Below are 21,517 nucleotides of genomic sequence, written 5' to 3'. Positions count from 1 at the left end.
CTACGCCACCAGCTGACCCACACACCACCAGCACACACCGAAGGGCCGGACCCCACCACGGGGCCCGGCCCTTCGGCATGACCTCAGTCAGTGGCGAGGACGGTCAGGATCTGCTCGCCGTACTTGGCGAGTTTGTTCTCGCCGACTCCGCTGACCCGGGACAGGTCGGCCAGGGTGCTGGGCGCGTCGCTGGCGATCTGTCGCAGCGTGGCGTCGTGGAAAATGACGTACGCCGGGACGCCCTGCTCCTTGGCGGTGGTCGCGCGCCAGGCTCGCAGCCGCTCGAACAGCGATGCGGCGGCCGGGGTCAGCTCGGCCACGACGGTGGACGAGCCGCGCGGCTTCGATGAGCGGCTCGATGCCGGCTTCTCCGGCTCGCGGCGCATGGTGACCGTACGGCGGCGAGCGAGGACGTCGGCGCTCGCCTCGGTCAGCGCCAGCGTGCCGTAGTCGCCCTCCACCGCGAGGAGCCCTTCGGCGAGCAGTTGCCGGACCACGCCCCGCCACTCGGCCTCGCTGAGCTCGGAGCCGATGCCGAAGACGGTCAGCGAGTCGTGACCGTACTGGCTGATCTTGTCGTTCTGCTTGCCGAGCAGGATGTCGATGCAGTGCCCGGCGCCGAAGCGCTGGTTGCGTTCGCGGTCGAGGCGGAAGACGGCGGAGAGCAACTTCTGGGCGGCGACGGTGCCGTCCCAGGACTCTGGTGGGGTGAGGCAGGTGTCGCAGTTGCCGCAGGCGGCCGTCGTCGTCTCGCCGAAGTATTCGAGCAGTTGGACCCGCCGGCAGCGCACCGTCTCGCAGAGGGCGAGCATCGCGTCCAGGTGCGCGGCCAGGTTGCGGCGGTGGGCGAGGTCGCCGTCGGACGTCTCGATCATCTTGCGTTGCTGGACCACGTCCTGAAGCCCGTACGCCAGCCAGGCGGTGGACGGCAGGCCGTCACGGCCGGCGCGGCCGGTCTCCTGGTAGTAGCCCTCGACGGACTTGGGCAGGTCGAGGTGGGCGACGAACCGGACGTCGGGCTTGTCGATGCCCATGCCGAAGGCGATGGTGGCCACCATGACCAGGCCGTCTTCCCGCAGGAAGCGCTGCTGGTTGCGAGCGCGGGTGCCCGCGTCCAGCCCCGCGTGGTAGGGCAGCGCGGCGACTCCGTTGGCGGTGAGGAACTCCGCCGTCTTGTCGACTGAGGCCCGGGACAGGCAGTAGACGATGCCGGCGTCGCCGGGGTGCTCGTCGCGCAGCAGGGTCAGCAACTGCTTGCGGGGCTCCCGCTTGGGCACGATCCGGTACTGGATGTTGGGCCGGTCGAAGCTGGCCACGAAGTGCCGGGCGTCGTCGAGTTTGAGCCGGGTCGCGATCTCGGTGCGGGTGGCGCTGGTCGCGGTGGCGGTCAGGGCGATGCGGGGCACCTGCGGCCAGCGCTCGTGCAGCATCGAGAGCGCGAGGTAGTCGGGGCGGAAGTCGTGCCCCCACTGGGAGACGCAGTGCGCCTCGTCGATCGCGAACAGGGAGATGCGACCCCGGTCGAGCAGGGCGAGGGTGGATCGGACGCCGAGCGCCTCCGGGGCCAGGTAGAGCAGGTCCAGTTCGCCGGCGACGAAGGCGGCCTCCACCCGCCGCCGGGCGTCCAGGGTCTGGGTCGAGTTGAGGAACCCGGCGCGTACGCCGACCGCGGTGAGGGCGTCCACCTGGTCCTGCATGAGCGCGATCAGTGGTGACACGACGACGGCGACCCCGTCGCGGACCAGGGCCGGGATCTGGTAGCACAGGGACTTGCCACCACCGGTGGGCATCAACACCAGCGCGTCGCCGCCGGCGACCACATGGTCGATCACGTCCTGCTGGAAACCACGGAACGCGTCGTAGCCGAAGACCCGGCCCAGCACGGCCAGGGCGTCGGAGGCGGTACGCAGGTCGGTGGGAGAAGCCATCCGGGGAGTCTACGAGCCCACCCCGACAGCGCCCGTCCGGCGCACCCGGGTCGGGTGGACCGGACGGGCGACGCGGTCAGCCGGGCTGGCTGGACCGGTTGGCCAGGCCGCGCGGCGGGGCCTTCATCCCGACCACGATGTCGACGATCTCGATGTAGCGGGCCTTGTTGCCCATGCGGAAGGCGGTGGCCGCCGCGTTGATCTCCTCGAGGGTGTCGGCCTCGACCATGGTGACCTGGTCGTACTTGCCGTTCACCCCGGTGCAGACGACGTGGGTGAGCTGCTTGGCGAAGCGGCCCAGGTCGCGGGCGTGCTCGGCGGAGATCTCGTGGATGCCCTCGCGACCGAGGGCGAAGTACTCGGGGCTGATTCGCATGAACAGGAAGCCGACGTACTTGTTCTTGTCCGCCAGGTCGTGCATCGCACCCTCCAGATGTCGGTCTGACCTGCGACGATCACGTGGAGCGTATTGACAACTACTGATCGTCATCAAGCGTGCGGGCTGTCGGGAGGGCGACCCTCGAAACGGTCCGCGACCGCCGCCCGGCCACGGGTGCCGGGCCGCGACCCGGCGGCGGGATAGAGTCGCTGATTGACCAATCGCGGCCGAGGGCGGCCGCGGCGCCACGGCTTGGGGGTACGGGTGAGCGAGGCGCGCACAGCCGGTGACCGGATCGACGGCCCGGATGCCGGTGACGAGCAGATGGCGGCTGAGTCGGAGACCACCCTCGTGGTGGTCACCGGCCTCTCCGGAGGTGGCCGCAGCACTGTGGCCCGGGCGTTGGAGAACGTCGGCTACTACGTCGTGGACAACCTGCCGCAGGCCCTGATGCTGGACATGGCCGAGCTGGCGTTCAAGGCGGGCGGCGCGGCCCGGCGTACCGCAATGGTGCTGGACGTGCGGTCGCGGGCCTTCTCCACGGACCTGGCCGGGGCGATCCGGGAGCTCAAGGAGCGCGGATTCTCGCCCCGGGTGGTCTTCGTCGACGCCGACGACGAGGTGCTGATCCGGCGGTTCGAGAGCGTTCGGCGTTCGCATCCGTTGCAGGGTGACGGCCGGCTGGCCGACGGCATCGCCGTGGAGCGCGGCCTGCTGGAGGAGGCCCGTGACCAGGCTGACGTGATCATCGACACCAGCCACCTGAACGTCAACCAGCTCCGGCGCCGCATCGAGGAGCTGTTCGGCGGCGAGGACGCCCGCCGGCTGCGGGTCACCGTGTTGTCGTTCGGCTTCAAGTACGGCCTGCCACCGGACGCCGATTTCGTGTTGGACGCCCGTTTCCTGCCCAACCCGTACTGGGTTCCGGAGCTGCGTGAGCACACCGGGCGGGAGGAGGCGGTCAGCGCGTACGTGCTGGGTCAGGAGGGTGCGGACGCCTTCGTCGCCTCGTACGCCGACCTGGTCAACGCCACCACGACCGGCTTCGAGCGGGAGGGCAAGCGGTACCTCACGGTCGCCGTGGGCTGCACCGGCGGCAAGCACCGCAGCGTGGCCATCGCCGAGGAGTTGGCCAGCCGACTGCGTCACTCCGGGTTGGCGGCGAACGCCCAGCACCGCGACCTGGGGCGGGAATGACGGCCCGGCGGGTGGTGGCGTTCGGCGGCGGGCACGGCCTGTCCGCCTCGTTGCGTGCGCTGCGTCACTGCGCTCCCGAACTCGACCTCGATATCACCGCGGTGGTCACGGTGGGTGACGACGGCGGCTCCAGTGGCCGGCTGCGGGCCGAGCGGGGTGGCCTGCCGCCGGGAGATCTGCGCCAGGCGCTGGTGGCGTTGGCCGGGGACCACCCGGCGACCCGGCGCAGCGCCGGGCTGTTCCAGCACCGCTTCGCCGCCGTACCGGTGGGCGTAGCCGGATCCGGCGCGACCGGCCCGGGCCCGGCGGCGGGCGACGACCCGGACCGGGACGGCGCGGCCCCGCGCGGCACGGACACAGCCCTGGGCGGCACGGACGCGGCCCCGCACGGCACCGAGACAGCCCCGCACGGCACCGACGGGGCGTCGGCCGGGACCGACGGTCTGACCGGGCACGCGGTGGGCAACCTGGTGCTCTGCGGCCTGATGGAGCTGCTCGGCGACCCGGTGGCCGCGCTGGAGCACGCCGGCGCGATGCTCGGCGCGGTGGGCCGGGTGTTGCCGATGTCCCGCCAACCGGTCGGCATCGAGGCGCGGGTACGCGGTGCCGACCCGGCCGCCCCGGACGAGGTGCACACGGTCAGTGGCCAGCACCAGGTGGCCGTCACCACCGGCCGGGTTGAGTCGTTGCGCCTCACCCCGAGTGCCCCGCCGGCGTGCGCCGAGGCCATCGAGGCGATCCGGGCGGCCGATTGGTTGATCTTCGGGCCGGGCAGCTGGTACACGAGTGTGCTTCCGCACCTGCTGGTGCCGCAGTTGGCCGACGCGATCGTGTCCACCTCGGCCCGGCGGCTGGTCACGCTGAACCTCGCCGCCGAGAAGGAGACCCTCGGGCTCTCCGTCGCCGATCATCTCGCGGCGCTGCACTGGTACCTGCCCGAACTCAAGGTCGATCTTGTGCTCGCCGATGCCAAGGCGGTGGGTGACCCCGAACCGGTCGAACGTGCGGCAGAATCGCTGGGTGCCCGCCTGGTCCTCGCCCCCGTCGCCGTTGTCGACGGGACTCCCCGCCATGATCCGGCTGCCCTGGGCGCCGCGCTGGTGCCTGTCCTGGGCGCCGATCGTTAGACACGTACGTAATCTCCGGCGACACGCCGGAACAGGTCCGTGAGGGGACGCACAATGGCGATGACGGCCGCGGTCAAGGACGAGCTGAGTCGGGTCGACGTGCCCAAGCCCTGCTGCCGGCGGGCGGAGATGGCCGCGCTGCTGCGCTTCGCCGGCGGGCTGCACATCGTCTCCGGCCGCGTGGTGGTGGAGGCTGAACTGGACACCGGGGCGGTGGCTCGGCGGCTACGCCGGGAGATCGCCGAGGTCTACGGCTACCCCAGCGAGATCCACGTGCTGGCCTCCGGTGGGCTGCGCAAGGGCAGCCACTTCATCGTGCGGGTGGTCAAGGACGGCGAGGCCCTGGCACGGCAGACCGGCCTGCTCGACGTGCGGGGTCGCCCGGTGCGTGGGCTGCCCCCGCACGTGGTGGCGGCCAACGTCTGCTGCGCGGTCGCCGCGTGGCGGGGCGCGTTCATGGCCCACGGTTCGCTCACCGAGCCGGGCCGCTCCAGCGCGCTGGAGATCACCTGCCCGGGGCCGGAGTCGGCGCTGGCGCTGGTCGGCGCGGCCCGCCGGATCGGCATCACCGCGAAGAACCGTGAGGTACGCGGGGTGGACCGGGTGGTCGTCAAGGACGGTGACGCGATCGCCGCGCTGCTCACCCGGATCGGCGCGCACTCCAGCGTGCTGGCCTGGGAGGAGCGTCGGGTACGCCGTGAGGTTCGGGCCACCGCCAACCGGCTCGCCAACTTCGACGACGCCAACCTGCGCCGCTCGGCGCGGGCGGCGGTCGCCGCGGCCGCCCGGGTCACCCGTGCGCTGGAGATCCTCGCCGACGAGGCGCCCAACCACCTGACCGACGCCGGTCGGCTGCGTCTGGAGCACCGGCAGGCGTCGCTGGAGGAGTTGGGGGCCCTGGCCGACCCCCCGCTGACCAAGGACGCCATCGCGGGGCGGATCCGCCGGCTCCTGGCGCTGGCCGACAAGCGGGCCCGCGACCTTGGCATCCCGGATACGGAAGCAGCCGTCACGCCCGACATGCTCGTGGTCTGATAGGACGGTGGGGCCGCACGGTGCGCCCGGGAGCACGACCCGGCGCAGCGTGGTCTCGCACGCTCGGATAGGGTCGCTGCGTACGGCAAGGGGGCCGACACCGGCACTCCTCGTCGTGCCCCACCGCCTCGGGCGGTCAGGTCCTCAGACCGCGCGGCGGGGTGGCCGAGATGAACCGTCGACGGCCGGCTCCAACGGTCGGCGCACACCATTCCCGCCGGCCCGTTGTCTGAAGCCGGCGGACCAGAACGCGAGGAGATGGGACCTGTGACCATCCGGGTTGGCATCAACGGCTTCGGCCGAATCGGCCGTAACTTCTTCCGGGCAGTGCTGGCGTCTGACGCCGACATCGAGGTCGTGGCGGTGAACGACCTGACCGACAACGCCACGCTTGCCCACCTGCTCAAGTACGACAGCATCCTCGGTCGCCTGCCGTACGAGGTCAAGGCCACCGCCGACGAGATCACCGTCGGTGGCAGGACCATCAAGGCGTACGCCGAGAAGGACCCGTCGAAGCTGCCGTGGGGCGAGGTCGGCGCCGACGTCGTCATCGAGTCGACCGGCTTCTTCACCGACGCCACCAAGGCCAAGGCGCACGTCGACGGTGGGGCCAAGAAGGTCATCATCTCCGCCCCGGCGAAGAACGAGGACGTCACCGTCGTCATGGGTGTCAACCACGACACCTACGACCCGGCGAAGCACACCATCATCTCCAACGCCTCGTGCACCACCAACTGCCTCGCCCCGATGGCGAAGGTCCTGCACGACACGTTCGGCATCCAGCACGGTCTGATGACGACGATCCACGCGTACACCCAGGACCAGAACCTTCAGGACGCGCCGCACTCGGACCTGCGTCGTGCCCGGGCCGCCGCGCTGAACATCGTGCCGACCTCGACCGGCGCCGCCAAGGCGATCGGCCTGGTCCTGCCGGACCTCAAGGGCAAGCTCGACGGGTACGCCCTGCGGGTGCCGATCCCGACCGGCTCGGTCACCGACCTCACCGTCAACGTTGGTCGCGAGACCACCGTGGACGAGGTCAACGCCGCGCTGAAGGCCGCCGCTGACGGCCCGCTCAAGGGCATCCTGGTCTACAACGAGGACCCGATCGTCTCCACCGACATCGTGACCGACCCGGCGTCGTGCATCTTCGACGCGCCGCTGACCAAGGTTGTCGGCAACCAGGTCAAGGTCGTCGGCTGGTACGACAACGAGTGGGGCTACTCCAACCGCCTGGTCGACCTCGTCAAGCTGGTCGGTTCGTCGCTGTGAGCATCCGGACCCTCGACGACCTGCTCGCCGAGGGGGTGTCGGGTCGGCGCGTGCTGGTGCGCGCCGACCTGAACGTCCCGCTCGACAAGCAGACCGGTGCCATCACGGATGACGGCCGGATCCGCGCGGTGCTGCCGACTCTCGGCGCGCTGGTCGAGGCCGGCGCGAAGGTGGTCGTCTGCTCGCACCTGGGCCGCCCGAAGGGCGCTCCGGACCCGCAGTTCAGCCTGGGTCCGGTCGCCGGGCGGCTCGGTGAGCTGCTCGGCGCGCCGGTGCACTTCGCCACCGACACCGTCGGTGATTCCGCCCGCTCCACAGTCGCCGACCTGGCCGACGGTCAGGTCGCCCTTCTGGAGAACCTGCGTTTCAACGCCGGTGAGACCAGCAAGGACGAGGCCGAGCGGGGCGCCTTCGCCGACCAGCTGGCCGCGTTCGGCGACGCGTACGTGGACGACGCGTTCGGTGCCGTGCACCGCAAGCACGCCAGTGTCTTCGACGTGCCGGCCCGGTTGCCGCACGTCGCGGGCCGGCTGGTGCTGCGTGAGGTCGAGGTGCTCTCCAAGCTCACCGGTGACCCCGAACGCCCGTACGTGGTGGTGCTCGGTGGGTCGAAGGTGTCCGACAAGCTTGCCGTGATCGAGGCTCTGCTGCCCACTGTCGACCGGCTGCTCATCGGTGGCGGGATGTGCTTCACCTTCCTCAAGGCCCAGGGCCTGGAGGTGGGCACCTCGCTGCTGGAGAAGGACATGGTCGACACCTGCCGCAACCTGCTGGAGCGGTCCGGCGGCAAGATCATGCTGCCGGTCGACGTGGTGGTCGCGGACGCGTTCGCTCCGGACGCGGCGCACGACACGGTGCGGGTCGACGGCATCCCGAGCCACCGGCTCGGCCTGGATGTCGGCCCGGAGACGGTGGCCGGCTTCAGCGCCGCGCTGTCCCAGGCGAAGACGATCTTCTGGAACGGCCCGATGGGCGTGTTCGAGATGCCGGCCTTCGCCGCGGGCACCCGGGGGATCGCCGAGGCGATCACCAAGGCCGACGCGTTCAGCGTCGTCGGCGGCGGTGACAGTGCAGCCGCGGTCCGTGCGTTGGGGCTGGACGAGTCGTCCTTCGGGCACATCTCCACCGGTGGTGGCGCCTCCCTGGAATACCTCGAGGGCAAGACCCTCCCCGGCATCGCGGCCCTGGAGAACTGAATGTCGAGCACCACCCGCCGGCCGCTGATGGCCGGCAACTGGAAGATGAACCTCAACCACCTCGAGGCCAACCTGCTGGTGCAGAAGCTGGCGGCGAGCCTCACCGAGAAGCAGCTCACCGACGTCGAGACGGTCGTGCTGCCGCCCTTCACCGACCTGCGCACCGTGCAGACCGCGGTGGACGGGGACAAGCTGCTGATCGGCTACGGCGCACAGGACCTGTCCCCGCACGCGTCCGGCGCGTACACCGGGGACATCTCCGGGCCGCTGCTGGCCAAGCTCGGCTGCACGTACGTGGTGGTCGGGCACTCCGAGCGGCGGGCCTACCACCACGAGGACGACGTGCTGGTCAACGCCAAGGTCAAGGCGGCGCTGACGCACGGCCTGACGCCGATCCTGTGCGTGGGGGAGGGGCTGGACGTCCGCGAGCAGGGCACCCACGTGGCGCACTGCTCCGACCAGCTCGACGGGGGCCTCGCCGGGCTCACCCCCGAGCAGGTGCGGCAGGTCGTGATCGCGTACGAGCCGGTCTGGGCGATCGGCACGGGCAAGACCGCGACCCCGGACGACGCCCAGGAGGTCTGCGGGGCGGTGCGTCAGCGACTGGCGGAACGCTTCGACCAGGAGACCGCCGACCAGGTTCGGGTTCTCTACGGCGGCTCGGTCAAGGCGTCCAACATCGCCTCGATCATGGCCCAATCGGACGTGGACGGGGGCCTGGTGGGGGGCGCCAGCCTGGACGCCGAGGAATTCGCTCAGATCTGCCGGTTCCCGGAGCACCTCGCCCGCTGATCGCTCGGTATCCTTGACACCGCCCGTCCGCCGGTCGGTGCCGCCGTGCCCGATCAGACCGGGCGAGGATCGCTACGAGAGGAACTGACCCCAGCCATGCCGATCTGGTTCGCATACACGTTGATCGTGTTGCTGGTCATCACGAGCATTCTGCTCACCCTGCTGATCCTGCTGCACCGCGGCAAGGGTGGCGGTCTGTCGAGCATGTTCGGCGGTGGCGTCAGCTCCAGCCTCGCCGGCTCCTCGGTCGCGGAGAAGAACCTGGACCGCTACACCGTTCTGGTGAGCGTCGTCTGGTTCGCCGCGATCGTCGGCCTCGGGCTCTGGCTGCGCCTCCAAATGAACAGCGGCGCCTGAGCAGGCTCAGTAAGTCGTACAATCTGCGCGCGGTTCGTCACTCGACGGGCCGCGCGCAGGCTTTTCTCCGCTGCACCGCGTCGCCCGCCGCTCCACCCCCGAAGACGGCGGGTCCCCTCCGACGACAGGAGCGAGCAGCCGTGCCGAATGGCAACGTTATCCGGGGAGCCCGGGTCGGGTCCGCACCGATGCGCCCGGACGAGCGGCACCAACCCGCCCCCCGACAGGACGTCAGCTACTGGTGCCGTAACGACCACCGGGTCGACATCCGGATCGCCGCGGACGTCGAACCGCCACCCGTGTGGGACTGCCCCCGCTGTGGCCTACCCGCCGGTAGGGACGCCCAGAACCCGCCGGGTCGGGTCCGCGCCGAACCGTACAAGAGCCACCTGGCGTACGTGAAGGAGCGGCGCACCGCCGAGGAGGGGGAGGCCCTGCTCGCCGAGGCGCTCGCCGCACTACGCCGTCGACGCGGCGAGTAGCGGGCTCCTCTCCGCGCTCAGCGCAGGCTGCGCAGTCGGACAGGTACGTCGGCTGCGGCCGCCCGGTCCAGCAGCCAGCGGGTGCGGTTCACGCCGTGCACGCCCGCCGCCGGCAACTGCACCGGGCCGGCGCCGGCCAACGCCATACCCACCGCGCGAGCCTTGTCTGCGCCGGCCGCCACCAGCCAGACCTCCTCGGCGGTGTTGATCGCCGCCAGGGTGAGGGTGGTCCGCGTCGGCGGCGGCTTGGGGCTGCCCCGCACCGCGCTGACCGGCCGGGTCTCGTAGCCCACCGGGTGCTCGGGGAAGACCGAGGCCACGTGGCCGTCCTCGCCGACGCCCAGCATCAGCACGTCGAAGTGCGGCAGGGTGGCGTGCCCGGGCCGGGCGGCGCGGACCAGCTCCTCCGCGTACGCGGCAGCCGCCGCCTCGGGGTCGTTGCCGGCCGGGCCGTCCGAGGCCGGCATCGCGTGCACCCGGGCCGGATCCAGTGGCACCACGTCCAGCAGGGCGGCCCGCGCCTGCGTCTCGTTGCGGTCCGGGTCACCGGCGGGCAGGAACCGTTCGTCGCCCCACCACACGTCGACCCGGGACCAGTCCACCGCGTCGCGGGCCGGCAGCGTCGCCACCGCCCGGTACACGGCCGCGGCGACCCGACCTCCGGTGAGCACCACCGAGGCTTCGCCCCGGTCGGCCTGGGCGTCAAGCAGCTTCACCAGCAACCGGGCCGCCACGGCCTGCGCCAGCAGGTCGGCGTCGGCGTGGACGGCGACACTCGCCTCACTCATGGTTACGCCTTCGTTTCCCGACCGCGAGGCGGTCGCTGTCGTGCCCGGGGCGGTGTGCCCGAGGTGGTGGGGCGAAAACCCCGGAGATTGCGGGGCAGGGCCGGTGCGTACCGGCCCTGCCCGACGTTGTGCCCCGGCTGGGCTCAGCCCTCGCCGCTCGTGCCGACGTGGGCGGTCACGCCGGCCTCGGCGCGCTGCGCGGTGGCCGGATCCTTCCAGACGTGGACCCGCTGCGCTGGGCGCTGCTCCAACCCCCGCAGCCCGACCGTCGCGCCCAGCGCCTCCGCGTACACCTGGTCGGCGTCCAGCCGGCGCAGCTCCTCGGCCAGCTCGTCGCCGAGCGGGCGGCGCACCAGCGGCAGGGCCCGGTCGTCCTGGCCCGTCCGCCGGAACACGGCCAGGCTGTCCTCGCGGGTCAGCGTCAGCTGGTCGCCGTTGGCGCAGCTGAGCTGCACCTCCCGCATCCGAGGGAACTCGTTGCTGTCCACCCGGCGTGGGGTGATGCCGAGCCGGCTGGACAGCCAACCGGCCATCAGCGCCGCCGTCGGGTCGGTGGGAGGGGCGACGATGGTCGCCTCGGTGACCTTCGCGCTGGTGGTGTCGAACGCCCCGGCGACCAGGGTGCGCCACGGGGTGATCCGGGTCCACGCCAGGTCGGTGTCGCCCGGGGCGTAGTCACGGGCACGCTGCCGCAGCGCCTCCACCGGGTCGGCGGCCTGCGCGGAGTCGGTGATCCTCCGGTCGGCCACCACCCCGAGGAAGTCGGTGGCGATCTCCGCCGGTGGCTCACCGTGCCACCAGGTGACAACCGGTACGTCGGGAACGAGCAGCGGCATCACTACCGACTCGGCGTGCAGGGACAACCGGCCGTACATCCGGGTGACCACCGCCTCGCACGGGCCGAGCCGGCCCCCGACCACGATCTCCGCGTCCAGTCGGTTGCGGTCCCGCTCGATCTCCGAGCGGACCACCACCACGAGCCGACACGGGTGCGCGGCGGCGGCGATCGTCGCCGCCGCCTCCGCCTCCCGGACCCGCTTCTCGTCCACGACCACGATGAGGGTGAGCGCCATGCCGCTGGCCACCCCGCCGGCGCTGCGCCGCTCGGCGGCGAGCGCCTTGACCACCTCGTTGCCGGTGGTGTCCCACAGCCCGATCATGCTCGTCTCCAGGCGCGGCCCTCGCGGGCCAGCATCTCGTCGGAGGCCCGGGGGCCCCACTCTCCGGCCCGGTACGGCTCCGGGGTGGTGCCCTCCCAGGCGTGCTCCAGGGGGTCGATCACCTGCCAGCTCTGCTCGACCTCGGCCGCGTCCGGGAACAGGGTGCGGTCGCCGATCAGCACGTCCAGCACCAGACGCTCGTACGCCTCGGGGCTGGACTCGGTGAACGCCTCGCCGTACTGGAAGTCCATCGCGATGTCGCGGACCTCCATGGTCGTGCCCGGCACCTTCGAACCGAACTTGAGCACCACGCCCTCGTCCGGCTGCACCCGGATGACCAGCTGGTTGTTGCCCAGCGACTCCATGTCGGCGTCGTTGAACGGCAGGTGCGGCGCCTTCTTGAAGATGATGGCGACCTCGGTGACCCGCCGGGGCAGCCGCTTGCCGGCCCGGATGTAGAACGGCACCTCCGCCCAGCGGCGGTTCTGGATGCCCAACCGCACCGCCACGTACGTCTCGGTGGTGGAGCCGGCGGGGACGTCCCGCTCATCCAGGTAACCGACAGCGCGTTCACCGCCGACCCAGCCCGGCAGGTACTGACCGCGCACGGTGTCCCGGGCGACGTCCTTGGGCAGGGTGATGGCCTTGAGCACCTTCAGCTTCTCGGTCCGGATCTCGTCGGCGTCGAAGCTGGTCGGCTCCTCCATCGCCACCAGGGCGAGGAGTTGGAGAAGGTGGTTCTGCAGCACGTCGCGGGCGGTGCCGACGGTGTCGTAGAAGCCGGCGCGGGTGCCGATGCCGACGTCCTCCGCCATGGTGATCTGCACCGAGTCGACGTACTTGGAGTTCCACAGCGGCTCGAACAGGTTGTTGGCGAACCGCAGGGCGAGGATGTTCTGAACCGTCTCCTTGCCCAGGTAGTGGTCGATCCGGAAGACGTCCTGCCGGGTGAACACGTCGTCGACGAGGTCGTTGAGCGCCTTCGCCGAGGGCAGGTCGTTGCCGAACGGCTTCTCCACGACGACCCGGCGCCAACCGCCGGACTTGTCGTTGTCGGCCATCCCGGTGCGGGCCAGCTGCTTGAGCACGACGGGGAACGCGGCCGGCGGGATGGAGAAGTAGAACGCCGCGTTGCCGGTGATGCCGTGGGTCTGACGCAGATCGTCAAGCGTCGAGGCGAGGGAGTCGAAGGCGGCGTCGTCGTCGAACGACCCGCCGACGAACTTGATGTTGCCGGCCAGCCGCGCCCACACCTCGTCGCGCCACGGGGTGCGGGCGTGCTTGCGGGCAGCCTCGCAGGCCAACGTCTCGAAGTCGCCGTCACCCCAGTCGCGGCGCGCGAAACCGAGCACCACGAAGCCCGGCGGCAACAGCCCCCGGTTGGCCAGGTCGTAGACCGCGGGGAGCAGCTTCTTGCGGGCCAGGTCGCCGGTCACCCCGAAGATCACCAGAGCGCAGGGCTCCGGGATCCGGGGTAGCCGGCGGTCCTGCGGGTCGCGCAGCGGGTTCACCGAACCGCCTCCTCGCTCCGCTTCAGTCACGTCGTCCATCCTCACGCCCGCAGATCACCGGCCGCGTCCAGTAGTTGGGCGACACCGGCGGCCCGGTCGGTCAGGTGCAACCGCAGCACCGGCCGCTCCCGACCGGCGAGAGCCTGCCGGTCACCGGCGGCCTGCGCCGCCTGCAACTCACCGAAGGTGTACGGCTTGCCCGGCACCGCCAGGTCCTCGGCGACCGCGCCGGTCACCTGGAGGTAGCTGCCCACCTGCGGGCCGCCCTTGTGGTACTGGCCCGTCGAGTGCAGGAAGCGCGGACCCCAGCCGAAGGTGACCGGTCGGCCGCTCGCCTGAGCCAGCAGCGACCGCAGCTGGGCCGTATCGGCGTCGGCGAACCGGTCGAGGTACGCCATCACCGCGAGGTAACCGTCGTCGCCCAGCCCGTCGAGCAGCCAGCGCAGCACACCGGCCAGGTCTCCGGGAGCGCCCTGCGGGGCGTACACCTCGATCGCGCCCTCGGTGAACGACGGCGTCTCCGCCGGCAGGCCCGAGGCCAGGATCTTGTTGGTGTTCTCCTTGGACTCGGTGACGTTCGGCTGGTTGAACGGGTCGATGCCGAGCACCACGCCGGCCACCGCGGTGGCGTACTCCCAGGCCAGGAACTGCGCGCCCAGCGGGCCGTTGACGGCCACGTCCGGGTTGGCCCCGCCGCCCGGCATGTCGCCGGGGGCCAGCGCGCCGCCGTAGCTGACGGTCAGCACGTCCGCGCCGGTGGCGCCGGGGCTCTGCGGAGACTCCACGACCACCGGGAGGATGCCCACCCCGGCCTTGCCGGTCGACTCGGCGATCAGCTGCTCGGCCCAGTCGCCGAGCCCGTCGATGCCGGTGCCGTCGGAGACCAGGGCGACCTTGTCCCGGGCCAGCGTGGCCGCGGCGCCCAGGGCGGCGCCCAACGCCAGCGCCGGGTTGTTCTGGTCCGCGCCGAGCGACGTGGCCAGCGCGTCGGCCTGGTCGAGCAGTTCCGCGACCTCGACCCCGGCCAGCGCCGAGGGCACCAGACCGAACGCGGTGAGCGCCGAGTACCGGCCGCCGACGTTCGGGTCGGCGATCACGGTGAACGCGCCCATCTCGACCGCGGTGGCCTCCAGCGGCGAACCCGGGTCGGTGACGATGACGAAGTGCCGGCCGGCCTCCGCCTCGGTCATCCCGGCGTCCAGGAACGCCTGCCAGTACGCGCGCCGGTGGCTGTCGGTCTCCACCGTCGACCCGGACTTGCTGGCCACCACCACGACGGTGCGCTCCAGCCGGTCACCGAGCGCCGCCCGGACCTGGCCCGGGTCGGTGGTGTCCAGCACTGTCAACGGGCGACCCAGCGTCCGGGTGATCACCTCGGGCGCGAGCGACGAGCCGCCCATGCCGGCGAGCACCACATGATCCAGGTCGGCCAGCTCAGCGGTCAGCTCGGCCAACTGGACGAGCAGCTCACGGCTGCGCCGGTGGGTGTCCACCCAGCCCAGCCGGATCTTCGCCTCGGCCTCAGCGTCCGGACCCCACAGACTCGCGTCCTTGCCCGCCAGCTTGCCCGGGACGCCGGCCTTGACCAGCGCGTCCCGGGTCGAGGCGGGCGCGGCCTTGTCGACCGCGTCCGCGCCGTACACGGCGAGCCCGGCGGCTGCCTCCACCGGCCCACTAAGTAGGTCGCTCATGCCGTCACTCCGCTTCGCTGCGTGCCGTCATGAGGCACCTTCGCACTGAGCTTGCTGATTCGCTCGCTGCGCTCGCTCATGCGTTACCACCGGCCTTCTCGGCGGCCTTGGCGTTGCCCTTGGCGGCCTTGTTCGGGGCACCCTTGCCCTTGGCCGCCGCCTCCAGCGACTTGCGGACCCCGTCGAGCAGCTCCTGCCAGCTGGCCTCGAACTTCTCCACGCCCTCGCGTTCCAGGGTGACGATCACGTCGTCCATGTCCACCCCGACCGACTCCAGGTCGGCGAAGACCTTCCGGGCCGCGTCGTAGGCGCCGGTGATGGTGTCGCCGCGGGTCTCGCCGTGATCGGCGTACGCGTGGATGACCGACTCGGGCATGGTGTTGACAGTGCCGGGGGCGATCAGCTCCTCGACGTAGATGACGTCCCGGTAGTCCGGGTTCTTCGTCGAGGTGGACGCCCAGAGCGGCCGCTGCGGGTGCGCGCCGGCGGCGGCGAGCGCCTTCCAGCGGTCGGAGGAGAAGATCTCGGTGTAGCGCTCGTACGCCAGCTGGGCGTTCGCGACCGCGGCCTTGCCCTTCAGCGCCTTCGCCTGGTCGGAGCCGACCTTTTCGAGCCTCTTGTCGACCTCGGAGTCGACCCGGGAGACGAAGAACGACGCCACCGAGCCGATCTTGGACAGGTCGTGGCCGTTCGCCTTGGCCTGCTCCAGACCGGCGAGGAACGCCTCCATGACCGCCGAGTAGCGGTCCAGGCCGAAGATCAGCGTGACGTTGACGCTGATCCCCTCGGCCAGGGTGGCGGTGATCGCCGGGAGGCCGGCCTCGGTGGCCGGGATCTTGATGTAGAGGTTGGGGCGGTCCACCAGCCACCACAGGGCCTTGGCCTCGGCCACCGTCCGGTCGCTCTCGTGGGCCAGCCGGGGGTCCACCTCGATCGAGACCCGGCCGTCGACACCGTCGCTGCCGTCGTACGACGGGCGCATCACGTCGCAGGCCCATCGCACGTCGTACGTGGTGAGCATGCGCACCGACTCCTCGACCTCGACGCCACGGGTGGCGAGGTCGTGCAGCTGCCAGTTGTACTCGTCGGCGTCGCTCAGCGCCTTGGCGAAGATCGTCGGGTTGGTGGTGACGCCGGCCACGTGCTTCTCGCGGCGCAGCTGGTCCAGCCCGCCGGAGCTCAAACGCACCCGGGAAAGATCGTCGAGCCAGACCGCCACACCCGCGGCGGTGAGCTCATTCAACTTGTCCGTCATGCCATCCACGCTCCCTCAGTTGCCGGTCGTGAAACCGGTGATGTCGCCCACCCGGGCCAGCGAGGCGTGCGCTGCCGCCACGATCCGGTCGGGGGTGAACCCGAACTGCTCGAAGAGCACGGTGTGCGGGGCGCTCGCTCCGTAGTGCTCCAGGCTCACGCTCTCGCCCAGGTCACCGACGATCCCGCGCCAGGACATCGCGATGCCCGCCTCCACGCTCACCCGTGCCTTTACCCCGCGGGGGAGCACCGACTCCCGGTACGCCTCGTCCTGCTCGTAGAACCATTCCTGGCAGGGCATCGACACGACCCGGGTCGGGGTGCCGTCGGCCTCCAGCCGCTCCCGGGCGGTCAGGCAGAGCTGCACCTCGGAACCGGTGCCGACGATGATCACCTGAGGCTTGCCGTTGGACGCCTCGGCCAGCACGTAGCCGCCCTTGGCCACGCCCTCCGCGCCGCCCAGGACGTCGCGGTCCATGGTCGGCAGCGGTTGACGGCTCAGCGCCAGCGCGGTCGGCCGGTCGGTGTGCTCCAGCGCCTGCCGCCAGGCCCAGGCGGTCTCGTTGGCGTCCGCCGGACGGACCACGTCCAGGCCCGGGATGGCGCGCAGCGCGGTCAGGTGCTCCACCGGCTGGTGGGTCGGGCCGTCCTCGCCGAGGCCGATCGAGTCGTGCGTCCAGACGTAGGTCACCGGCAGCTTCATCAGCGCGGCCAGCCGCACCGACGGGCGCATGTAGTCGCTGAAGACCAGGAACGTGCCGCCGTACGGGCGGGTGCCACCGTGCAGGGCGATGCCGTTGAGGATCGCGCCCATGGCGTGCTCACGGATGCCGAAGTGCAGCGTGCGGCCGTACTCGTGGCCCGGGAAGTCCTTGGTGGCGTGCGCGGCCGGAATGAACGACGGCTCGCCCTTCATTGTGGTGTTGTTGCTCTCGGCCAGGTCGGCCGAGCCGCCCCACAGCTCCGGGAGCACCGGCGCGAGGGCCTCCAGCACCTTGCCGGAGGCGGCCCGGGTGGCCACCCCCTTGGCGTCCGCGGGGAAGACCGGCAACGCGTCGGTCCAGCCGTCGGGGAGTACGTGACCAGCCAGTCGCTCGTAGAGCGCGGTGCGCTCCGGGTTGGCCTTCTTCCAGGCGTCGAACGCGGTGGTCCACTCCTGCTGGGCGTCGGAGCCGCGGCCCATCACCGTGCGGGCGTGGCTGAGCACCTCCTCGTCGACCTGGAAGGTCTGCTCCGGGTCGAAGTCGAGGATCCGCTTGGTGGCCTTCACCTCGTCGGCGCCGAGCGCCGAGCCGTGGATCTTGCCGGTGTTCTGCTTGTTGGGCGCGGGCCAGCCGATGATGGTGCGCAGCGCGATGAAGGAGGGGCGGCCGGTCTCCGCCTTGGCGGCCACCAGCGCCGCGTACAGCGCCTCGGCGTCCTCGTGGTAGTCGCCCTGGTCGGCGTCGCCGCTGCGCCAGTCGACGGTCTGCACGTGCCAGCCGTACGCCTCGTAGCGGGCGGCCACGTCCTCGCTCTTGGCGATCCGGGTGTCGTCCTCGATGGAGATCTCGTTGTCGTCGTAAATCACCGTGAGGTTGCCCAGCTGCTGGTGCCCGGCGAGGGCGCTGGCCTCGTGGCTGATGCCCTCCTCGATGTCACCGTCGGAGACGATGCACCAGATGTCGTGGTCGAAGACGGACGCACCGAGCTCGGACTCGGGGTCGAACAGGCCGCGCTCGCGGCGCGCCGCCATGGCCATGCCGACCGCGTTGCCCAGACCCTGCCCGAGCGGGCCGGTGGTGGTCTCCACGCCTGGCGTGTGCCCGTGCTCGGGGTGCCCCGGCGTCTGCGAGCCCCACTGCCGCAGCGACTTGAGGTCGTCCAGGCTCAGCGGGTAACCGGAGAGGAACAGCTGGATGTAGAGCGTCAGGCTGGAGTGCCCGGCGGAGAGCACGAACCGGTCGCGGCCGGGCCAGTTCGGGTCGGCCGGGTTGTGCCGCATGACGCGGTTGAAGAGGAGGTACGCCGCGGGCGCGAGGCTCATCGCGGTGCCCGGGTGACCGTTGCCGGATTTCTCTACGGCGTCCATGGCCAGCACGCGGACGGTGTCTACGGCCCGGCGATCGAGGTCGGACCAGTTCAGTGCGGAGTGCTCGGGTCGTTTAACAGCCACGATGGTTGTGCTCCTCGGCAGATGGGCGGAACCCTCACCGATGACCTTATCGAGCGTCCCTAAACGTGCGCCCGGGGATCTGCGCATGGTGTGCGCTACGTGACCATCCGGATGCTCGGTTCAACCCGGTGGTGTGACGGCCCGCACCGTTGTCGGGTCGGCCGGGCAGCCAAAACGACGACGCGTAGTGTGTGGGGCGGTATGCGGACCCGAGTGGTCCCGACCGATCCGATCTCCCCGTGCCCGATGCCGGAAGGTGGCAATCCGTGAGCATGATCACCGAGCGCCCCGCGAGCAACCCGGCCGGGCCACACCCGGCGCGGGCGGCCGAGGGCCCGGTGGCCCGGCGGGACGTACGCGCTGTCCTCTCGGCGTACGTGGCGCTCACCAAGCCGCGGATCGTCGAGTTGCTGCTGGTCACCACCGTCCCGGCGATGATGCTCGCCGAGGGTGGGCTGCCGTCGCTGTGGCTGATGGCCATCGTGCTGATCGGCGGCTCGCTCGCCGCCGGCGCGGCCAGCGTCCTCAACTGCTACATCGACCGCGACATCGACCAGCTGATGCGACGCACCAAGCGTCGGCCGCTGCCGGCACACACCGTGTCGCCGCGAAGCGCACTGATCTTCGGTCTGGTGCTGGCGGCGGTGTCAGTGGCCCTGATGGCGGCGTTCACCAACCTGCTGGCCGCGGGGCTGACCCTCGCCGCGATCGCCTACTACGACCTCGTCTACACCCTGTGGCTCAAGCGTTCCACCCCGACGAACACCTTCTGGGGCGGCGCCTGCGGGGCGGCACCGGTGCTGATCGGGTGGGCGGCAGTGACCGGCTCGCTGGCGCCGGCCGCCTGGGGGCTCTTCGCGGTGGTCTTCTTCTGGCAGATGCCGCACTTCTACCCGCTCGCCATGAAGTACAAGGACGACTACGCCCGGGCTGGCATCCCGATGCTGCCGGTGGTGGCCTCGATCCGCCGGGTGAACGCCGAGATCCTGATCTTCGCGTGGCTCACCGTGCTCACCTCCCTGGCCGTCTGGCCGCTGGGGCTCAGCGCGATCTACGGGGTGCCGACCCTGGTGGTGGGTGCCATCTTCGTGGTCGAGGCACACCGACTCTGCCGGCGCGCGACGCGCGGCGAGGCGGTCAAGCCGATGCGACTGTTCCACTGGTCGACGACGTACCTGACGATCGTCTTCGTGGCCGTCGCGCTCGACGCGCTGATCTGACCCCTCCCGCGCTGCCCGGCTCTGTGCCCCTTCGCGTCCAAGGCAGTGGTCTCCGCCCGCCGTCTTCCGCTGGCTGTCGGCTCCCTTGGGCGCCGGGCGCCCTGGGCCGGGCTCTCTTGGGCACCGCGTTCTTTTGGGCACCGCGGCTTCCTTGGCACCGCGGCTTCCTTGGCACCGGGCTCCCTTGGGCGCCGGGCTCTCTTGGGCACCGCGGCTTTCTTGCGCGCTGCGGCTCGGCGGCCCTCGCGTCGTGTGTCAGTTGTCGCGCCGTGGCCCTGCCCGGCGGGGAATGGTGCCGATGATCTACTGACTAATCATGGACGTGGATGAGTTGTCCGGGTTTAATGTCACATCAAGGTAACTTTCAGCATGAGTCGGATCGGCTCAACCTGGGTCGGTTCGGAGGCGATTTCCCGACGTGCTTTGAGCGCAAAAGTCGGTAAATAAACGGACAGTCAACCTGTGGTCGTCCTTAAACCTGTAGGTAATTGGCATCACAAAAGGTTCATGGTTCTCGCGCGACAGGGTGCAACTCTGCTTAGGCTTCGCGTCATGGCAGATGGTTCCGATACGACGCTGACGGCCGAGCAGACCGCCGGCGAGCAGGCGCCCCAGGGCCTGGTCGCGGGCCTCAAGGCGTTCGCGGCCGGACACGGCGGCGCGAAGGCGGTCATCGAGTACGTCGGCAAGCGTGGCGCGCGGATCGTCCTGGTGGGTTCCGACGGCGAGTGGGGCGACCAGTTCGCCGACGACACCGTCACCGCCCGGGAGGCGTGCGCCAAGGCGGGAGTCACCGTCGAGAACGCCTGGGAGCGTGAACTGATGGACCAGATGCGTCCGAGCAACGACCTCTGGCGGTCGATGGCCCGGCGCACGATGGCCCGCTGAACAGACAGCTGAATTGACCACATATCACCAGTCGACCCGGGGGGAACCCCGGGTCGCTCTCGTAACCTGCTCAGACCTGGCCGACCTCGACCCGGACGACCGGCTGGTCCTGGCCCCGCTCGCCGCCCGTGGCGTCGCCGTCGAGTCCGTCGTCTGGGACGACCCCGACGTCGACTGGTCGTCCTACGACCTGGTCGTGCTCCGCTCACCCTGGGACTACGCGCTACGCCGCGACGAGTTCGTGTCCTGGGCGGCCACAGTGCCGAGGCTGGTCAACCCCGCGGACGTGGTCCGCTGGAACACCGACAAGCGCTACCTCGCCGAACTGAGCGCCGCCGGGGTGCCAACCGTGCCGACGTCGTGGATCGAGCCGGGGGAGAGCTGGCAGCTGCCCGCCGAGACCGGCGAGTACGTGCTCAAGCCCTCGGCCAGCGCCGGCAGCCAGGACACCGGCCGGTACGACCTGGCCGACCCGGAGCACCGGGACCTGGCCGCCGCACACGTTCGCCGGCTCTCCGAGGCCGGCCGGGTCACCATGGTCCAGCCGTACCTGCGGGCCGTCGACACCGAGGGCGAGACGGCCCTGCTCTTCCTGGCCGGCCCGGACGGGCTCGCGTTCAGCCACGCGATCCGCAAGGGTCCGATGCTGTCCGGGCCGGACCTCGGCACCGACGGGCTCTACAAGGCCGAAGAGATCACCCCCCGCACCGCCCGCCCCGAACAGCTGGCGGTGGCTGAGCAGACCCTCGCGACGGTGCCCGGCGGCACCCGACAGTTGCTCTACGCCCGGGTCGACCTGATCCCCGGCCCGGACGGCGAGCCGGTTCTGGTCGAGCTGGAGCTGACCGAGCCGTCGCTCTTCATCGGGTACGCGGACGGAGCCCCCGACCGCCTCGCCACCGCGATCACCACCCACCTGGCCCGCACCACCTGACCCCCACAACAAGAGCAACCCCCCGACGGCCGCCCGCGCCACCAGCCTCCGCGCCGCCGGCCTCCAGGTGTCCGGTGCCGCTGGCCGCCCGCGCCGCTGTCCGCCCGCGCCGCTGTCCGCCCGCGCCGCTGTCCGCCCGCGCCGCTGTCCG

Annotated in this window: 19 protein-coding genes; 11 read left to right on the top strand and 8 right to left on the bottom strand. The window is 71.1% G+C overall.

The window, feature by feature from the left end; translation table 11 throughout:
- Positions 1 to 83 precede the first annotated feature (83 nt).
- Together recQ and GUI43_RS30460 are read right to left on the bottom strand one after the other, a co-directional pair.
- Positions 84 to 1,928 (bottom strand): DNA helicase RecQ, encoded by a 1,845-nt coding sequence (recQ, locus tag GUI43_RS30465; protein ID WP_112700332.1) that lies wholly within the window; start codon positions 1,926 to 1,928, stop codon positions 84 to 86.
- Between the two features lie 76 nt (positions 1,929 to 2,004).
- Positions 2,005 to 2,349 (bottom strand): hypothetical protein, encoded by a 345-nt coding sequence (locus GUI43_RS30460; RefSeq protein WP_091403656.1) that lies wholly within the window; start codon positions 2,347 to 2,349, stop codon positions 2,005 to 2,007.
- A 282-nt stretch (positions 2,350 to 2,631) separates the two neighbouring features.
- Here GUI43_RS30460 and rapZ point away from each other — a divergent pair, with 282 nt between their 5' ends.
- The 8 genes from rapZ to GUI43_RS30420 all read left to right on the top strand — a co-directional run bounded on the left by rapZ (position 2,632) and on the right by GUI43_RS30420 (position 9,765).
- Complete coding sequence (rapZ, locus tag GUI43_RS30455) at positions 2,632 to 3,504, top strand: RNase adapter RapZ (RefSeq protein ID WP_112588408.1); 873 nt, start codon at positions 2,632 to 2,634, stop codon at positions 3,502 to 3,504.
- Positions 3,501 to 4,631, top strand: a complete 1,131-nt coding sequence (locus tag GUI43_RS30450) for a gluconeogenesis factor YvcK family protein (protein ID WP_112700331.1) — start codon at positions 3,501 to 3,503, stop codon at positions 4,629 to 4,631. The genes rapZ and GUI43_RS30450 overlap by 4 nt, the downstream gene beginning before the upstream one ends.
- A gap of 54 nt (positions 4,632 to 4,685) precedes the next feature.
- Positions 4,686 to 5,666, top strand: coding sequence for a DNA-binding protein WhiA (gene whiA / locus GUI43_RS30445; protein WP_091403660.1), 981 nt, complete (start codon positions 4,686 to 4,688; stop codon positions 5,664 to 5,666).
- Between the two features lie 267 nt (positions 5,667 to 5,933).
- Entirely contained in the window at positions 5,934 to 6,938 is a 1,005-nt protein-coding gene (gene gap / locus GUI43_RS30440) for a type I glyceraldehyde-3-phosphate dehydrogenase (protein WP_091403662.1), read from the top strand.
- Entirely contained in the window at positions 6,935 to 8,134 is a 1,200-nt protein-coding gene (locus GUI43_RS30435) for a phosphoglycerate kinase (RefSeq protein WP_088949252.1), read from the top strand. Before gap ends, GUI43_RS30435 begins: the two co-directional genes overlap by 4 nt.
- Positions 8,135 to 8,926, top strand: a complete 792-nt coding sequence (gene tpiA, locus GUI43_RS30430; protein WP_112588351.1) for a triose-phosphate isomerase — start codon at positions 8,135 to 8,137, stop codon at positions 8,924 to 8,926. It begins immediately after the preceding gene.
- Between the two features lie 96 nt (positions 8,927 to 9,022).
- Positions 9,023 to 9,283, top strand: coding sequence for a preprotein translocase subunit SecG (secG, locus tag GUI43_RS30425; protein WP_030337344.1), 261 nt, complete (start codon positions 9,023 to 9,025; stop codon positions 9,281 to 9,283).
- A gap of 140 nt (positions 9,284 to 9,423) precedes the next feature.
- Entirely contained in the window at positions 9,424 to 9,765 is a 342-nt protein-coding gene (locus tag GUI43_RS30420; RefSeq protein ID WP_112588349.1) for an RNA polymerase-binding protein RbpA, read from the top strand.
- 17 nt (positions 9,766 to 9,782) lie between these two features.
- Here GUI43_RS30420 and pgl read toward each other — a convergent pair whose 3' ends face one another.
- The 6 genes from pgl to tkt all read right to left on the bottom strand — a co-directional run bounded on the left by pgl (position 9,783) and on the right by tkt (position 18,324).
- Entirely contained in the window at positions 9,783 to 10,553 is a 771-nt protein-coding gene (gene pgl / locus GUI43_RS30415; RefSeq protein WP_112588347.1) for a 6-phosphogluconolactonase, read from the bottom strand.
- A 143-nt stretch (positions 10,554 to 10,696) separates the two neighbouring features.
- Entirely contained in the window at positions 10,697 to 11,713 is a 1,017-nt protein-coding gene (locus GUI43_RS30410; protein WP_112588345.1) for a glucose-6-phosphate dehydrogenase assembly protein OpcA, read from the bottom strand.
- On the bottom strand, positions 11,710 to 13,263 hold the full coding sequence (zwf, locus tag GUI43_RS30405) for a glucose-6-phosphate dehydrogenase (protein ID WP_112588343.1): 1,554 nt from the start codon (positions 13,261 to 13,263) through the stop codon (positions 11,710 to 11,712). The genes GUI43_RS30410 and zwf overlap by 4 nt, the downstream gene beginning before the upstream one ends.
- 2 nt (positions 13,264 to 13,265) lie before the next feature.
- A complete protein-coding gene (locus GUI43_RS30400; protein WP_112700330.1) occupies positions 13,266 to 14,915 on the bottom strand; it encodes a phosphoglucose isomerase-related protein in 1,650 nt (549 codons plus the stop codon).
- Between the two features lie 76 nt (positions 14,916 to 14,991).
- A complete protein-coding gene (gene tal, locus GUI43_RS30395) occupies positions 14,992 to 16,170 on the bottom strand; it encodes a transaldolase (protein WP_112700329.1) in 1,179 nt (392 codons plus the stop codon).
- 15 nt (positions 16,171 to 16,185) lie between these two features.
- On the bottom strand, positions 16,186 to 18,324 hold the full coding sequence (tkt, locus tag GUI43_RS30390; RefSeq protein ID WP_112588338.1) for a transketolase: 2,139 nt from the start codon (positions 18,322 to 18,324) through the stop codon (positions 16,186 to 16,188).
- A gap of 266 nt (positions 18,325 to 18,590) precedes the next feature.
- Between tkt and GUI43_RS30385 the strand changes: the two genes are divergently transcribed.
- The 3 genes from GUI43_RS30385 to GUI43_RS30375 all read left to right on the top strand — a co-directional run bounded on the left by GUI43_RS30385 (position 18,591) and on the right by GUI43_RS30375 (position 21,366).
- Positions 18,591 to 19,544: a heme o synthase gene (locus GUI43_RS30385; RefSeq protein WP_091403680.1), complete on the top strand. Its 954-nt coding sequence runs from the start codon at positions 18,591 to 18,593 to the stop codon at positions 19,542 to 19,544.
- A 552-nt stretch (positions 19,545 to 20,096) separates the two neighbouring features.
- Positions 20,097 to 20,432 carry a hypothetical protein gene (locus GUI43_RS30380; RefSeq protein WP_091403682.1) on the top strand — a complete coding sequence of 112 codons (336 nt, stop codon included), beginning with the start codon at positions 20,097 to 20,099 and terminating at the stop codon, positions 20,430 to 20,432.
- 13 nt (positions 20,433 to 20,445) lie between these two features.
- Positions 20,446 to 21,366 (top strand): ATP-grasp domain-containing protein, encoded by a 921-nt coding sequence (locus GUI43_RS30375; protein ID WP_112588336.1) that lies wholly within the window; start codon positions 20,446 to 20,448, stop codon positions 21,364 to 21,366.
- Positions 21,367 to 21,517: the final 151 nt, after the last annotated feature.

This window comes from Micromonospora noduli (genome assembly GCF_003264365.1).
Lineage (GTDB): Bacteria > Actinomycetota > Actinomycetes > Mycobacteriales > Micromonosporaceae > Micromonospora > Micromonospora noduli.
This window is presented reverse-complemented; position numbering and strand designations above follow the sequence as displayed.